Source organism: Ottowia flava, assembly GCF_008017535.1.
Classification (GTDB): domain Bacteria; phylum Pseudomonadota; class Gammaproteobacteria; order Burkholderiales; family Burkholderiaceae_C; genus Ottowia; species Ottowia flava.
The window spans coordinates 16,799-31,002 of the sequence record NZ_VRUA01000019.1 but is presented as its reverse complement, the minus strand read 5'-3'; the positions used below and the strand labels follow the sequence as shown (position 1 = coordinate 31,002).

At 67.8% G+C, this 14,204-nt stretch carries 12 protein-coding genes and 1 pseudogene; 7 read left to right on the top strand and 6 right to left on the bottom strand.

What is annotated here, in order from left to right; genetic code table 11:
• Positions 1-82 precede the first annotated feature (82 nt).
• Together FVQ98_RS16045 and FVQ98_RS16040 are read right to left on the bottom strand one after the other, a co-directional pair.
• The gene (locus tag FVQ98_RS16045) at positions 83-1,375 is read right to left on the bottom strand and encodes a purine-cytosine permease family protein (RefSeq protein ID WP_147914464.1); all 1,293 of its coding nucleotides are present in this window, start codon (positions 1,373-1,375) and stop codon (positions 83-85) included.
• A 321-nt stretch (positions 1,376-1,696) separates the two neighbouring features.
• A complete protein-coding gene (locus tag FVQ98_RS16040; RefSeq protein WP_147914463.1) occupies positions 1,697-1,975 on the bottom strand; it encodes a hypothetical protein in 279 nt (92 codons plus the stop codon).
• 42 nt (positions 1,976-2,017) lie between these two features.
• On the opposite strand from FVQ98_RS16040, the pseudogene FVQ98_RS16035 reads away from it, so the two are divergent.
• Positions 2,018-3,058 (top strand): annotated as a pseudogene (locus tag FVQ98_RS16035) (IS630 family transposase).
• A gap of 151 nt (positions 3,059-3,209) precedes the next feature.
• Here the strand turns inward: FVQ98_RS16035 and FVQ98_RS16030 are convergent.
• The 3 genes from FVQ98_RS16030 to FVQ98_RS16020 form a co-directional block, all read right to left on the bottom strand.
• Entirely contained in the window at positions 3,210-3,905 is a 696-nt protein-coding gene (locus FVQ98_RS16030; protein WP_370512973.1) for a GDSL-type esterase/lipase family protein, read from the bottom strand.
• Between the two features lie 248 nt (positions 3,906-4,153).
• Positions 4,154-5,716 (bottom strand): glutamate--cysteine ligase, encoded by a 1,563-nt coding sequence (gene gshA / locus FVQ98_RS16025; RefSeq protein WP_147914462.1) that lies wholly within the window; start codon positions 5,714-5,716, stop codon positions 4,154-4,156.
• Positions 5,717-5,834: 118 nt separating this feature from the next.
• On the bottom strand, positions 5,835-6,746 hold the full coding sequence (locus tag FVQ98_RS16020) for an SDR family NAD(P)-dependent oxidoreductase (RefSeq protein WP_147914461.1): 912 nt from the start codon (positions 6,744-6,746) through the stop codon (positions 5,835-5,837).
• Positions 6,747-6,872: 126 nt separating this feature from the next.
• On the opposite strand from FVQ98_RS16020, the gene FVQ98_RS16015 reads away from it, so the two are divergent.
• From FVQ98_RS16015 to FVQ98_RS16005, 3 genes are all read left to right on the top strand, one after another.
• On the top strand, positions 6,873-7,763 hold the full coding sequence (locus tag FVQ98_RS16015) for an NUDIX hydrolase (protein WP_147914460.1): 891 nt from the start codon (positions 6,873-6,875) through the stop codon (positions 7,761-7,763).
• Positions 7,764-7,779: 16 nt separating this feature from the next.
• Positions 7,780-8,487 (top strand): class I SAM-dependent methyltransferase, encoded by a 708-nt coding sequence (locus FVQ98_RS16010; RefSeq protein ID WP_147914459.1) that lies wholly within the window; start codon positions 7,780-7,782, stop codon positions 8,485-8,487.
• A gap of 66 nt (positions 8,488-8,553) precedes the next feature.
• On the top strand, positions 8,554-10,104 hold the full coding sequence (locus FVQ98_RS16005; RefSeq protein WP_147914458.1) for an acyl-CoA synthetase: 1,551 nt from the start codon (positions 8,554-8,556) through the stop codon (positions 10,102-10,104).
• Positions 10,105-10,135: 31 nt separating this feature from the next.
• Here the strand turns inward: FVQ98_RS16005 and FVQ98_RS16000 are convergent, their stop codons facing one another.
• Positions 10,136-10,963: an IclR family transcriptional regulator gene (locus tag FVQ98_RS16000; RefSeq protein ID WP_147914457.1), complete on the bottom strand. Its 828-nt coding sequence runs from the start codon at positions 10,961-10,963 to the stop codon at positions 10,136-10,138.
• Positions 10,964-11,072: 109 nt separating this feature from the next.
• Here FVQ98_RS16000 and FVQ98_RS15995 point away from each other — a divergent pair, with 109 nt between their 5' ends.
• Genes FVQ98_RS15995 through FVQ98_RS15985 form a run of 3 tightly spaced genes read left to right on the top strand, consistent with a single transcriptional unit; the run spans position 11,073 to position 14,204 of the window.
• Positions 11,073-11,846 (top strand): enoyl-CoA hydratase/isomerase family protein, encoded by a 774-nt coding sequence (locus FVQ98_RS15995; protein WP_147914456.1) that lies wholly within the window; start codon positions 11,073-11,075, stop codon positions 11,844-11,846.
• Between the two features lie 10 nt (positions 11,847-11,856).
• A complete protein-coding gene (locus FVQ98_RS15990) occupies positions 11,857-13,041 on the top strand; it encodes a CaiB/BaiF CoA transferase family protein (protein ID WP_255507823.1) in 1,185 nt (394 codons plus the stop codon).
• A complete protein-coding gene (locus FVQ98_RS15985; protein ID WP_147914454.1) occupies positions 13,038-14,204 on the top strand; it encodes an acyl-CoA dehydrogenase family protein in 1,167 nt (388 codons plus the stop codon). Before FVQ98_RS15990 ends, FVQ98_RS15985 begins: the two co-directional genes overlap by 4 nt.

Here is a 14,204-nt window from a genome sequence, read left to right as displayed (position 1 = left end):
ATTTCAAATGAAATCCGGAGCTGGCCTTACAACCACTTGCGCGGCCAGCTCCTGAATTTGCAGCAGACGCTGATCGGCCCGCTCAACGCCCGCGCGTCAACCGCGCCAGCACAAAGCACACGGCCAGCGTCGGCAGCGCCGCGCCCCAGCCCGGCAGCCACTGGGGCAGCAGGTGGTAGAAGGCGATGCCGCCCAGCCACAGCGCCACCGGCACCCCGTGCACGCTGCGCGCGCGCTGCAGCGCGGCGCCCACGTCAACACCCAACGCCAGGCGGCCCAGGATCACGCCGAACAGCGGCACGAAGACCGAACTGAGCAATAGCAGAAACGGCTCCAGGCTGTGCATCGGCAGCACCAGCGCCAGCGCGGTGCAGCCCAGCGCCAGCAATAAGCCCCAGCGCCGCACGCTCCAACGCGGCAGCAGGCTGTGGGCCGACACGGCGCCGGAATAGGCGTCGCCGTAGGCGTTGTCCACTTCGTCCACGAGGATCAGCGACAACGCGATCAGCCCGCCCTGCGCGAGCAGCAGCGCCGTCACGAGGTCTTTGCTGGGCAGGGTCAGCGCCACCAGCACGCCCAGCGCATAGCACCAGATGTTGGCCAGCGCGTATCCCAGCCACGTCCCACGCAGCGCGCTGCGGCCACTCATGCCGTGGCGCGCGTAGTCGGCCACCAGCGGCAGCCACGAAATCGGCATGGCGATCACCAGGTCCAGCGCGGGCATCACGCCCATGCCGCCTTCGCCCGGGCGCGCCCACAGCTGCGCCAGGCCTTGCGCCTGCGCCATGCCCAGGAATTGCCAGGACAGCCACAGCAGCGACAGCACCACCAGCGGCAGCGCAACGCGCGCGATCACGCGGCGCACCAGCTGCACCATCGACCCGCTGACCAGCAGCGCCACCACGCCGCCCCACAGCAGCGTGGCCGCCACTGGCCACCAACTGGCCGCCATGCCGCCCGACTGGCGACCAATGGCGACGGTAGCATCGCGCATCACCACCAATTCAAACGTGCCCCAGCCCACCAGCTGCACGATGTTCAAGATGATCGGCAGGCCGGCGAAGCGCCGCCCGTAGGCCGCGTGCATCAGCCCCGCGCTGGCCAGGCCGCTGTCGCAACCCAGCTTGGCGACCCAGCCCAGCAGCCCCGCGCCGATCAGCGAGCCAAAGACGATCGCCGCCAGCGCCTCGCGCGGGCTCAGCGCCGGCATCAGGTAGGCGCCGACCTGCATGACGAGCAGCCCCACGCCCAGGCTGAACCACAGCGACGCGTGGTCGTGCCAGCGGAACACGCGCCGGTCGGCCGGCAACGGCGCCAGTGCTTCGTTGGCAGCGGCAGGAGAGGAAGAGGAAGGGGAAGAAGCGGTTGGGCTCATGCGGCGGATTCCGTGCGGCACGGCACAAGGAAATCGCTCGCGCCGCGTGGCCCAAGGTGGGCGAACGCGGCCGGATGAGCGGGCTTCCCTGCGCGAGGATGACCTCAATCAGGTTCGAAGGGACTCTCTCAGCCCGCGCCGGCCCAGGGCCCGCGGGGCACCCCCAGCGTGTGCCGCGCGCAGGCGGCGGCGCGATTGTGCCATGGGCTCGTGGCAGAACAGGGCATCGGTAGAGCAGCACCCGGCTGGGTCTTGCCGAGGCACTATTGCGCAATCACTCGGGCATGCACGCGGAGCGTAGCTTGGGGCGCGAACACACCATCAGCCGGTGCCGCAGCACAACTGGGGCCTACCCCATCGTCGGTGGGATAGCGCGTCGGGTTGGATGCTGCGGCGTAGACCTTCCACTGTCCACGCGCGCTCACCGTAGAAGGCGTAGCTGCCCAATCCGTAGTTCGTGAAATCCTTGACCTGCTCCTGCCCCAGGTGGTCCAGCGGCATTTTCAGGATGGACTTGGTGCCGGCCGGCGACTCCACCACGATGCCGACCGAACCCAGGCAAACGTCGCTGCCGTCCATCAGCACTTGGAATTCGTCCATCGTCTGATCACCGCCGGTGAACTCGTCGATGAGGCGCATTTCCTGGTAGCGAACGCCCTGAAGCGCGTTGACCAGCGTGAAGTCGGGAATGGCTTGCAGCGACGATTGGCTGCGTTTCGGATCTTGCGCGTACGCGATGGCGAACGCCGAGTCGACATTCGAAGCAAGCTTGCCTGCAATGACCAGTTCGTCTCGAAGTGGACTGCGGCATTTGCAGCGTAGGGGCTGGCCGGCTTGGTGTCCTTGCACCCCGGCCGCACGCCCAAGACGCCGACGGCCAAGCTCGAGGCCAGGGTGCTCAACCGAACGCTCAAGCATCTACCCAAAGACGGCTCCACGCACTGGAGCAGCCGCAAGCTTGCCGCCGAACTGGGCGACGTGTCGTTCTCGGCCGTCCAGCGCACCTGGCGCAAGCACGGTGTTCAGCCCCATCGGCTCGATACCCACATGGTCTCCAACGACCCGGACTTCGAGACCAAGGCGGCTGACGTGATCGGCCTGTACCTGCAGCCGCCCGCGCACGCGGCCGTGTTTTGCGTGGATGAGAAGATGGCGATCCAAGCGCTGGACCGCAAGGACCGGATGCTGCCGCTGTCGCCCGGACGCGCCCAGAGTCACGGCTTCGAATACAAGCGCAACGGCACGCTCAGCCTGTTCGCCGCACTCAACACCGGCACCGGCGAGGTTCTGGGCAAATCCGCCACTCGTCACACCAGCGAGCAGTTCGTGACCTTCCTCGAAGACATCCTTGCCAGTCAACCCAGGCGCCGCGAGATCCACGTCATCTGCGACAACGTCAGCAGTCACAAGACGCCGCTCGTGCAAGTGTTCCTGGCCAAACATCAGCGCGTCCATATGCACTACACCCCGACATATTCGTCGTGGCTGAATCAGGTGGAGAACTGGTTCGCTCGCATCCAGCGCGACGTCATCAGCCGCGGCGTCTTCACCTCGGTCAAAGACCTGGACAAGAAGCTCATGCGCTATATCCGCCAGTACAACAAGGACCCCAAGCCGTTGAAGTGGGCATATGCTGATCCAACTCAACGCATCACATCCGATTCTTCGGATTCAGTGGACTAGCACATGACCCCCCCACTCAACGCTTCCAGGCGCACAACGGCGATTAAGTTGCCCTCGCAGCGCACCCCCAAAGGCTCGGGCGGGCTCTGAATCACTCGGGCGCGATAGTCGTGGATATTCCTGCTTCGGAGGCATGTCAGAACGCGTGCTCTCAGCGCGCCAGCAGCCCCACCGCCGCCGCCCCGCCCTGCACGCTGCGAGCGAATTGTTCGTACCCCTTCGCGTTGGCGTGGACCTGGTCGGCGCGCAGATCCGGCTGGGCCAGCACCTCGCCCCAGGCTTCGCGCAGCAGCGGGACGTTCAGGTCCTTGGCCACCTCGGCGTACAGCGTGTGGTCGGTCATCTGACCCAGCGCAGCGGCCACGGTCGCACGCGGCACGGCGACCAGCAGCACCTGCGCGCCGCTGGCCAGCGCCTGCTGGCAGATGGCGTGGACATTCGTGCGCGTATCGGCCTCCGGCAGTTGGCGCAGAAAGTCGTTGCCGCCGATGCTGACGATGACGAGTTGGGGCGCGTGTTCGGTCAGCAGCGCCGGCAGCCGCGCCAGCGCCTGCGCGCTGGTGTCGCCCGACAAGCCGCCGTTGACCACGTTCCAGCCGGTGAGGCGCGCGAGCACCGCGGGGTAGGCGGTGTCGGGCGTGGCGCCCACGCCGGAGGTCAGCGAATCGCCCAGCGCCAGCACCGTGGTGCCCGCCGGCACGGCCTGGGCGCGCGGGCTCTTGCGCCCACAGGCGTGCAAGAGCGCGATGGTGCCTCCCATGCCCAGCACGCTGACCGCGCGCAGCACGAAGGCGCGGCGGGCCGGGGCGCAAGGGCCAGCAGGTGCATGGGCGGCGGGGTCGAACATGGGCAGGTCAGGCGGGCGGCGCGAGTGGAGGGAACGAAAAGGCGTTGGGCAGCGCGTGGCGCGCAGGCGCTGGCCGTTGTAGCCTGCAGACTACTACATTTTTAATAGCTTCCCGCGCAGATGGTTGTAGGGCTGGAGGCCAAAAATGCTTGAAACCGGAGCCACTTGTCGCCCTGCCCGCCCATCGGTCCGCCCTCGGCGTTCAGGGCCGGGCAACACAGGCTCCGCCGCGCCCGGGCTGCCCGCACTCAGGGCGATTCCGCGCCGACCATCACCGCGTCGGGGAGCAGGCCCAGGCGCTCGGCCGACACGTATTGGCGGCGGTACTCCTCGAAAGGCATGGTGTCGGCGCGCTCAATGCGCTTTTGCTCGTCGATCGAATCGGCGGCCATGCGCGCGTAACGCTCGCGCAGCGCGTCGGGGTACGGCTGCATCAAAAAGGCATCGCGCGTGTTTTGCGATTGCTGGCAGACAAAGTCCTTGAAGCTCTGGCCTTCGGTGGCCTGCACCGCCTGCAGCACGCGGGCAGAGGGCAGTTGTTCGGGCGTGTTCAAGGCGGCTTTGGCCGCCCGCCAGGCTTCAGAGTACCCGGTGCCACCCAACGCGGCATCGAGCGACTGGGCGATGGGCTCGCACGCGGCCAGCACCTCATGGCCCCAGTCGGTCAGCTTCACCTTCTGACCGGCGCGCTCCAGTTCCAGCCCGGGCTCGCGTCCGCGTGCGGCCGTCTGGTGCTGGTTGCGCGCCAGCGCGGCGATCTCTTCGGGCGTGTCTGGCGGGCTCTCGGTCAGCAGGCAGTGCAGCAGGAATACGTCCAGAAAGCGCGCGGTCGAGGCGTTGATGCCGATGGTCTCGAACGGGTTCAGGTCCATCAGGCGCACTTCGACGTATTCCACACCGCGCTCGCGCAGCGCGTGCAGCGGGCGCTCGCCCGGCTGAATCACGCGCTTGGGGCGGATGGTGCCGTAGAACTCGTTCTCGATTTGCAGCAGCGAGGTGTCGAGCTGGTTGTAGTCGCCACCGGGGTTCTGGATGCCCACCTTCTCGTACGGCGGGTACGGCTCGGTCAGCGCTTTTTCCAAAGAAGCGCCGTAGCCGTCCAGGCTGTTGTAGCTGACCGCCAGCGAGGACTGCGCGTCGCTCTGGTAGCCCAGGCGGCCCATGCGCAGCGAGGTGGCGTACGGCAGGTACATGCTGTGCGCGCCCAGCGGCTGCAATTCGTGCGGGCGCCCGGCCACAAAGCACGAACACACGGTGGGCGACGCGCCAAACAGCACCAGCAGCAGAAACGCATGGCGGCGGAAGTTGCGGATCAGCGCGAAATACTCGTCGCTGCTCACGCCCGGCAGCGACCAGTTGTAGTGGATGCCCGAAATCGTCTGCATGCGCCGCCCGTAGCGGTGCGACAGGCCCATGCGGTAGACGCTCTTGGCGCGCCCGACGTTCGACGTGCCGAACACGCCAATCGGAATGTTCTCGTCCGACGGCAGGCCGCAGGGCATGCTGGACACCCACAGCATCTCGTTGCCCAGGTTGGCCATCTCCTGGTAGACGACCTGGTGGATCTCGCCCAGCTCGGACAGCGCGGCGTCCACCGTCGGGTGAACGCCGGTGACCAACTCCATCTGCGATTCGCTGAAATCGGTGGTGATGCGTGGGTGCGTCAGCGGCGAGCCGAGCGCCGCCGGGTGCGGTGTCAGCGCCAGCGTCCCATCGGGCCGCGCACGCAGGCTTTCCTTCTCGATGCCGCGGCGGATGCCTCGCAACCGCTCCGGCCCGACGCCGTTCAGTCGGTCCCTCAGGTTGTTCATGGTGTGTCCTTGTCTTGCAGGGCGCGAAGTTAGCACAGCCTTGACGGCCGCGTGCAGCCACGCCCATCTTGATCCGGAGCACGACCGGCGGTCGCCAATGGGCCGCCAGGGCAGCCGCTCAACGGCGCGCCGCCAGCGCCTTCTGCACCTCGTTGGTGCCCTGCTCGGCGCCGCTCATCGGCACAGTCTCGCCCTGACTGTCGGTCACCTGGCCCAGCGCGGCCAGCAGGCGTTCGGGCGTGTCGGGCGTCAGGCCCAGGTGCACGCCCTGCGTCAGGGTGATGTGGGCGGCTTCGTAGGTACCGGCGCCGGCGCAGAAGATGGTGCGCGTGGGCGCCTGCTCGCTCACGGCGACCAGCATGGTCGGCACCACGGTTTCAGGAAGGATGGCTTCCATCACCTCGGGGGGCAGCAGGCCTTCGGTCATGCGCGTGGCGGCGGTGGGTGCCAGGCAGTTCACCCGGATGTCGTTCTTGGCGCCCTCAATGCTCAGCGTCTGCATCAGGCCGACCAGCGCCATCTTGGCCGCGCCGTAGTTGGCCTGACCAAAGTTGCCGTACAGGCCAGTGGACGACGTCGTCATCAGGATGCGGCCGTACTTCTGCGCCACCATGTGCGCCCACACGGCCTTGGTGCAATTGGCCGCGCCCATCAGGTGCACGTCCACCACCAGGCGGAAGTCGTCCAGTTCCATCTTGGCGAAGCTCTTGTCGCGCAGGATGCCGGCGTTGTTGACCAGGATGTCCACGCGGCCCCAGGCGTCGATCGCCTGTTGCACCATGGCCTGCACGGCCGCGAAGTCGGTCACCGAAGCGCCGTTGACGATCGCCTCGCCGCCGGCGGCCTTGATCTCGTCCACCACCTTCTGTGCCGCAGTGACCGAACCGCCGGTGCCGTCCACCGCGCCGCCCAGGTCGTTGACGACCACCTTGGCGCCGCGCGCGGCAAGGCCCAGCGCGTGCAGGCGCCCCAGGCCGCCGCCCGCGCCCGTGACGATGGCCACGCGGCCGGTGAAATCGATCTTGTCCATGTTGCTTCTCTCCAGTTGTAAGTAGTGGGTCAGACAAAGTTCGGGGCGACTGTAATTCAGCCGCCAACCGGCGCCTGTTGCCCACCGGACAGTGGCCCCACGCGCTTGCCGCCACAATGTGGCGCCATGGAACTCAACCACGAGATCATCGACACCCCGCCGCGCGACGCGGCCAGCGTGGTCATGCTGCGCGACGGCGCGGCCGGGCTGGAAGTGCTGCTCATGCGGCGCCATACCGATTCCGCCGTGCTGGGCGGCGCCTACGTCTTTCCGGGCGGCAAGGTGGACAAGGAAGACACCGCGCCCGATCTGCTCGCGCGGCTCGACCGCGATCCGGCCGAGCTGCACGCGCGCCTGGGCGAGCCCGGCTTGACGCCTGCGCAGGCGGCTGGGCTGTACGTCGCGGCCGCTCGCGAGGCGGCCGAGGAATCCGGCCTGCTCTACCTTCAGCTCGGCGATGCCGAGGTCGCCACCCGCAGCGCCGAGGCCTGCGAGCGCTTGCGCACGGGCACGACGTTCGGCGCCCTGCTGGCCGAGCGCGAGGCGCGGCTGGACACCGACGCGCTCGCGCCGTGGTCGCGCTGGATCACCCCGCGCCGCCCTTCGGTGATGAACAAGCGCTTCGACACCCGCTTCTTCCTGGCCGCCGCACCCGCGGCACAGGAAACCCGCATCGACGATTTCGAGGTCACCGAAGCGCGCTGGCTGCCGCCGCGCACCGCGCTGCAGCAATACCGCGCGCACGAGATCGACCTGGCGCCGCCGCAGATCATCAGCCTGCTGCACCTCATGCAGTACGCCGACGTGGCCGCCGCCATGCAGGACGCACGTGCGCGCCGTCCGGCGCTGGTCGAGCCCGAGCCCGTCGAAACCAGCGAAACCCGCGTGCTCTGCTACCCGGGCGATCCCATGCACTCGGTGCCAGAGCGCGCCCTGCCCGAGCCCGTGCCCACGCGCGTGGTGTGGCGCAACAAGCGTTTCGAGCCGCCCGAGGGCTTTGGCCCGTTCCTGGACTGAATCGCCACCGCTCACGATGCCGCTGATCGCCCCCACCACCGAACAGACGCGTGACGAACTGGCGCTGATCGCGCGCTGGGTGCCGCTGCACAACTTGCGTGTGATCGAGCTGGGCTGCGGCGGGGCAGCGCTGTCGCGGCGCCTGGTGCAGACGCGCCCGGACTGCAGCGTGCTGGCGCTCGAAGTGGACGCGATCCAGCACGCGCAAAATCTGGCCGCGCCGGCCGTCCCCGGGCTGCGCTTTGTGGCCGCGGGCGCGCAGGCCATCCCCTCGCCGGATGCGCAGTTCGACCTGGCGTTGATGCTCAAGTCGCTGCACCACGTGCCGCTGCCTCTGCTGGACCAGGCGCTGGCCGAGACCCGGCGCGTGCTGCGCCTCAGGGCCCATCTGTATGTGTCGGAGCCCGTGTTCGACGGCCCGCTCAACGAGATCAACCGCTTGTTCAACGATGAGCAGCAGGTGCGCGAGGCCGCGTACGCCGCCGTGCAGCGCGCACTGGCCACGGGCGGCTGGCGCGAAGTGGCCGAACTCCATTTCGACATGCCGGTGCGCTTTACCGATTTCGATGATTACGAGCGTCGCATGACCGGCGTGACCTATGCCGACCGCCGCTGGAGCCCCGGCATGCGCGACGCGGTGCGCGAGCGTTTCGAGGCGCTCAAGCCGCCACCGGGCACGCCCTTCCTGCGTCCGATGCGCATCAATTTGCTTCAAACTTTATAGCTATTGGCGCTTATGGTTGTAGGGCTGTAGACCAATTTTATCCAGAATTCAACTCAGGAGACCTGCATGCACCCCATCGTTCGCCGCCAGTCGATCGCCGACGTCCTGCGCCGCACGGCGCTGCGCCTGCCGACCAAGACCGGCATCGTCTGCGGTGACACGCGCTGGACGTACGCCGAGTTCGATGCCATCGTCACGCGCCTGGCTGCGGGCTTGGCACAGCGCGGCATTCGCACGGGCGATCACGTGGCCGTGCTGGCGCGCAACTCGCACGGCTTCGCCGCACTGCGCTTTGCGCTGGCGCGCCTGGGCGCGGTGCTGGTGCCCATCAACTTCATGCTCAAGGCCGACGAGGTCGCCTACATCCTGCGCCACGCCGGGGCGAAATGGCTGGCCACCGACAGCGGCCTGGCGGAGCTGGCGCACGCCGCCGCTGCGCTGGATACGCAGGTCACGAATTTCATCTGGCTGCCCTCCGAAGACCCGAGCCAGCCGGTGCCCGGCATGGTCAGCTTCGACGAGCTGGCCGCCTGCACGGCCGCCCTGCCCGACGTGCCGCTGCAAAGCACCGACCTGGCGCAGATCGTCTACACCAGCGGCACCGAATCCAGCCCCAAGGGCGCCATGCTGACCCACGACGCCGTGCTGTGGCAGTACGTCAGCTGCGTCATTAACGCCGAAATCGCCGAAGGCGACGTGGTTCTGCATGCGCTGCCGCTCTACCACTGCGCGCAGCTCGACGTGTTCTTCGGCCCCGCCATCTACGTCGGTGCCGAGAACCACATCACCGCCAAACCCACGCCCGACCACCTGCTGCCGCTGATGGCCAACCAGGGCATCACCAGCTTCTTTGCGCCGCCCACGGTGTGGATCGCGCTGATGCGCTCGCCGTTGTTTGACGGCACCGATCTGTCGAAGCTGGCCAAGGGCTACTACGGCGCGTCGATCATGCCGGTGGAAGTGCTCAAGGAAATCGCCCGCCGCCTGCCGAACGTGCGGCTGTGGAATCTGTACGGCCAGACCGAAATCGCCCCGCTTGCCACCATGCTCGGCCCGGACGACCAGCTGCGCAAGGCCGGCTCGGCCGGGCGCGCCGTGCTGAACGTGGAAACGCGCGTGGTCGATCTGGACATGCGCGACGTGGCCGTGGGCGAAGTCGGCGAGATCGTGCACCGCTCGCCGCACCTGATGCAGGGCTACTTCAAGGACGAAGCGCGCACCGCCGCGGCCTTCAGCGGCGACTGGTTCCATTCGGGCGACCTGGGCGTGATCGACGACGAGGGCTACATCACCGTCGTCGACCGCATGAAGGACATGATCAAGACCGGCGGTGAAAACGTGGCCAGCCGCGAGGTCGAGGAAATGATCTACCGCCTGCCCGAGGTGAGCGAAGTCGCCGTGATCGGTCTGCCCGACCCGAAATGGGTCGAAGCCGTCACGGCCGTCATCGTCGTCAAGGTCGGGCAGGCGCTGACCGAAGAGCAGGTCATCGCCCACTGCACCACCCACATGGCCACCTTCAAGGCGCCCAAGCGCGTGGTGTTCGCCGACGCGCTGCCCAAGAACCCCAGCGGCAAACTGCTCAAGCGCGAACTGCGCAAGGCCCATACCGCCTGAGCCTGCGCCGCAAGGCACCCCGCGGCGCAGCTTACGGCCGGGCGCTGGCCGCGAGGATGTCCCGCTTGAGCTTCTTGAGGTACATCGCGTGGCGTCGCAATTCGGCCGGTACGCGTTCGCGCTCGCACGAAAAGCTGATGCTGAGGCTGTAGGTCTGGTCGTCCGCGCTGACCAAGGTGGTGGCGACGGCGAACAGGTGATCGGGCATGAACTCCGCCGTGCAATAGCCCTGCCGCGCCATCTGCCGCGTGCAGCGCAGGACACTGGCTCGCACCGCAGCCTCCGTCACGCCGCTGCGCTGGGCCAGGCGTGGCACCAGATGGTCCAGAGCAGCATCGTTCAACGAAGCCAGATGAGACAGCCCGGTCGCCGTCTGCTCCATCGGCACACGGGTACCTGCGGTGACCCGCCGCACCTGCGAGACGCTGTCACGCCCCCAGCGTTCGGTGGCCAAGTACACCATGTCCAGATCGTTCGGCCTGGCCAGCCCCGCGTTCAGGCGCTGCTTCTCGGCCAACTGCCGCATGAGCGGCTGCGCGACGTGGCTCGTGGGATGCGCCTGCTGGTAGGCGTCTGACAGGCTGAGAAACAGCGCGCTCAGCCGATAACTGCGCTCGTCCACGTCGTAATCCAGAAACCCGGCTTCGACCAGCGATTGGGTCAAGCGGCTGACTGTGGGGCGCGGCAGTTGGGTGCGACGCGCCAACTCGGCATTCGTCAGGCTGATCACCCCCACCCGGAAGGCGTGCAACAGGCGCAGCCCGCGCGCCAGCGTGAGGCTGCCCGCCGCGTCGCGTGTGAACACGCGGGTCAGCGCGGTTTCCCTGCGGGACGAAACGCCGCTGACGGTAGCTGGCATGCACGCCTCGTAATTTCAACTATTGAAATTCCAGTATAGCCAGACCCGGGGTGCGCCAGAAATACTTGGGCCAGATTCCCACCACCCACCCGAAGGAGACAAGCCGGGCATGACCACTGCAGACGACATCCAGGTGTCACAGACGGGGCACGTCGCCCATGTCGTGCTGACCCGCCCACCGCACAACTACGTTGACGAAGACGTGATGCGCCGTTTGGCCGATGCGCTGGAGGCGCTCGATGCCGACGCCGCCTGCCGGGCCATCGTGCTCAGCTCAGGCGCCAGCGCCTTCTGTGCCGGTGCGGACTTCGGCGCCCCTCGCCAGACGCCAACGTCAGACGCCGATCCCTCGTCGTTCTACGTGCAGGCGATGCGGCTGTTTCGCGGCCGCAAACCCATCGTCGCGGCCATCGAAGGCGCCGCGGTCGGCGCGGGTCTCGGTCTGGCGCTGGTGGCAGATTTCCGCGTCGCGTGCGCCGAGGCCCGCTTCAGCGCCAACTTCAACCGCCTGGGCTTTCACCCCGGCTTCGGCCTGAGTCTGACGCTGCCCCGCCTGATCGGCGAGCAGCAGGCCAGCCTGATGTTCTACACCGGCCGACGCATCGACGGCGCCAAAGCCGAGGCCCTCGGACTGATCGACGTGCTCGTCGACAAGGCGCAGGTACTGCCCACCGCGCTGGCTCTGGCTGAGGAAATCGCGACTTCCGCCCCGCTGGCCGTCGAATCCACCCGCGCCACGCTGCGTCGGGGCCTGGCCGATGCCATCGTGCAGGCCAACCGGCACGAATGCGCGATCCAGCGCACCGAATTCGCCACCGAAGACTTCCGTGAAGGCGTGGCCGCCATGGCCGCCCGCCGCGCCCCCGTGTTTCATGGCCGCTGAGGAACCCCGCATGACCCCAACCAAGTCCACGACATCGGCCGGCCCGCTGGACGGCGTGCGCGTGCTCGACCTGACCTCCGTCGTCCTCGGTCCACTGGCCACGCAGATCCTGGCGGATTTCGGTGCCGACGTGATCAAGATCGAGGCGCCTGAAGGCGACCTGATGCGCGCCAACGGCGTCTCGCGCCACCGCGGCATGAGCTCGATCTACCTGGCGCTCAACCGCAACAAGCGCTCCGTGGTGATCGATCTCAAGACGCCCGAAGGCGCCGAGCAGCTGCGCCAGCTCATCGCCACCGCGGACGTGTTGGTGCACAACATGCGCGTGTCGGCCATCGAGCGCCTCGGCTTCGGCTACGAGGCCGTGGCAGCGATCAATGCACGCATCGTCTACTGCGTGGCGACCGGCTTTGGCCAGGACGGCCCACACCGCGACCGCCCGGCCTTTGACGACATCATCCAGGCCGCTTGCGGTCTGGTCGGGCTCACCACCTCGTTGAGCGCCCAGCCGGACTACGTCCCCAGCCTGATCGCCGACAAGACCACCGGGCTGGCGCTGGCCAACGCCGTGCTGGCGGCACTTTTCCACCGCGAGCGCCATGGCGTGGGCCAGAGCGTCGAAGTGCCGATGCTGGAAACCATGGCCTCCTTCGCGCTCGCTGAACACCTGGGCGGCCTGACCTTCGAGCCGCAGACCGAGCCCGCCGGCTACGCGCGCCTGATGCAAGGTGGCCGTCGCCCGGCGCCGACGCAGGACGGCTGGATCTGCGCCCTGCCCTACACCGAGCGCCACTGGCAGGCGTTTTTCCGCGCCGCCGACCGCGAGGACCTGGCCGAACGCTTTGCCGTGACCGACCCGGCCCTGCGCAACGCCAACATCCGCGCGCTCTACGCCGCCATGGCGGAAATCACCCCGACGCGCTCGTCTGCCGAGTGGATGGCGATCTTCGAAGACCTCGACATCCCTGCCACGCCGATCTATGGCATCGACGAGTTGCCCAACCACCCGCACCTGCGCGCCGTGGGCCTGTTCCAGCACACCCAGCATCCGACCGAGGGCGCCTTGGTCGAGCTGCGACCGACCGCGCGGTTTTCCGCGACACCGCTGTCGCTGCGCCGCCATGCACCTGCGCTGGGTGAACACACGGCCGAAGTGCTCGGCGAACTCCCTTCCCACGACGGATCCAGACCATGAACACGGAATTGCCTGAAGAACACCGCATGCTCAAGGAGCTGGTCGCCCGCTTCGTGCGCGAGCACCTGATTCCCCTGGAGCCCGCCGTGCTGTCGCGCGAGGCCGCCGGTCAGCCGCTGGAGCTGCTTGTCGAGGAAAAAGAGCGTCTGGACAAGCTTACGCGTGAGCTGGGCCTGTGGGGACTGGACGCGCCGGAGGAGATGGGTGGCTCGGACTTGCCCGTGGTCGCCATGGTCGGTGTCAACGAAGCGCTGGGCCACACGGTCACGCCCTACGAGCTGCCACCCGATTCGCCCAATCTGCGCATGCTGATGTTGACCGCCAACGAAGCGCAACGCGCGCGCTACCTGGCGCCCTACGCCCGCGGCGAAACCGTGTCGGCGATCGCCATCTCGGAGCCCGGCGCCGGCGGCGACCCGGCCATGATGAGCACCCGGGCCGAGCGTGACGGCGACCACTGGATCCTGAACGGCCGCAAGATCTGGATCAGCCGCGCGGCCCGTGCCGACTGGACCATCGCCATGGCGGTGACCGACAAGGCCAAGGGCGCGCGCGGCGGCATCTCCGCCTTCATCGTCGATCGCGACACGCCGGGCTTTCGCGTTGAGCGGCGCATTCCGATGATCGGGGGTGTATCGACCTACGAAGTCGCTTTTGACGACTGCCGCGTCCCGTCCAGCCAGATGCTGGGGCGCGAAGGGCACGGCTTCGCGCCCATGCAGTCGCGCCTGTCGACCCGCCGCGTGCAGATGGCCGCCTGGTGCATCGGCCGCGCTCAGCGCGCGCTCGACATGCTGTGCGAATACGCCCAACAGCGCGAGACCTTCGGCGCCAGGCTGGCCGACCGCCAGGCGATCCAGTGGTGGGTCGCCAACGCCGCTACCCGCATCCACGCCTGCCGCCTGATGACCTACGACGCGGCCGCCCGCATCGACGCGGGCGATGAAGCGCGTATGCAGGTCTCGATGATCAAGGTCTTCGCCACCGAAATGGCCTGGGACGTGATCGACCACGCCATGCAGACCCTGGGCGCCATGGGTATGACCAAGGAACTGCCCCTGCAGCAGATGGCCAACGAAACCCGGCTGATGCGCATTTACGAAGGCCCGTCCGAGGTGCACCGCTGGGTCATCGCGCGCGAACTGCTCGGCCTGCGCCGCTGA

Coding starts and splice junctions, on each gene's coding strand:
- FVQ98_RS16045 (WP_147914464.1), bottom strand. CDS start 1,375: ATGAGCCCAACCGCTTCTTCCCCTTCCTCTTCCTCTCCTGCCGCTGCC.
- FVQ98_RS16040 (WP_147914463.1), bottom strand. CDS start 1,975: ATGGACGAATTCCAAGTGCTGATGGACGGCAGCGACGTTTGCCTGGGT.
- FVQ98_RS16030 (WP_370512973.1), bottom strand. CDS start 3,905: ATGTTCGACCCCGCCGCCCATGCACCTGCTGGCCCTTGCGCCCCGGCC.
- gshA (WP_147914462.1), bottom strand. CDS start 5,716: ATGAACAACCTGAGGGACCGACTGAACGGCGTCGGGCCGGAGCGGTTG.
- FVQ98_RS16020 (WP_147914461.1), bottom strand. CDS start 6,746: ATGGACAAGATCGATTTCACCGGCCGCGTGGCCATCGTCACGGGCGCG.
- FVQ98_RS16015 (WP_147914460.1), top strand. CDS start 6,873: ATGGAACTCAACCACGAGATCATCGACACCCCGCCGCGCGACGCGGCC.
- FVQ98_RS16010 (WP_147914459.1), top strand. CDS start 7,780: ATGCCGCTGATCGCCCCCACCACCGAACAGACGCGTGACGAACTGGCG.
- FVQ98_RS16005 (WP_147914458.1), top strand. CDS start 8,554: ATGCACCCCATCGTTCGCCGCCAGTCGATCGCCGACGTCCTGCGCCGC.
- FVQ98_RS16000 (WP_147914457.1), bottom strand. CDS start 10,963: ATGCCAGCTACCGTCAGCGGCGTTTCGTCCCGCAGGGAAACCGCGCTG.
- FVQ98_RS15995 (WP_147914456.1), top strand. CDS start 11,073: ATGACCACTGCAGACGACATCCAGGTGTCACAGACGGGGCACGTCGCC.
- FVQ98_RS15990 (WP_255507823.1), top strand. CDS start 11,857: ATGACCCCAACCAAGTCCACGACATCGGCCGGCCCGCTGGACGGCGTG.
- FVQ98_RS15985 (WP_147914454.1), top strand. CDS start 13,038: ATGAACACGGAATTGCCTGAAGAACACCGCATGCTCAAGGAGCTGGTC.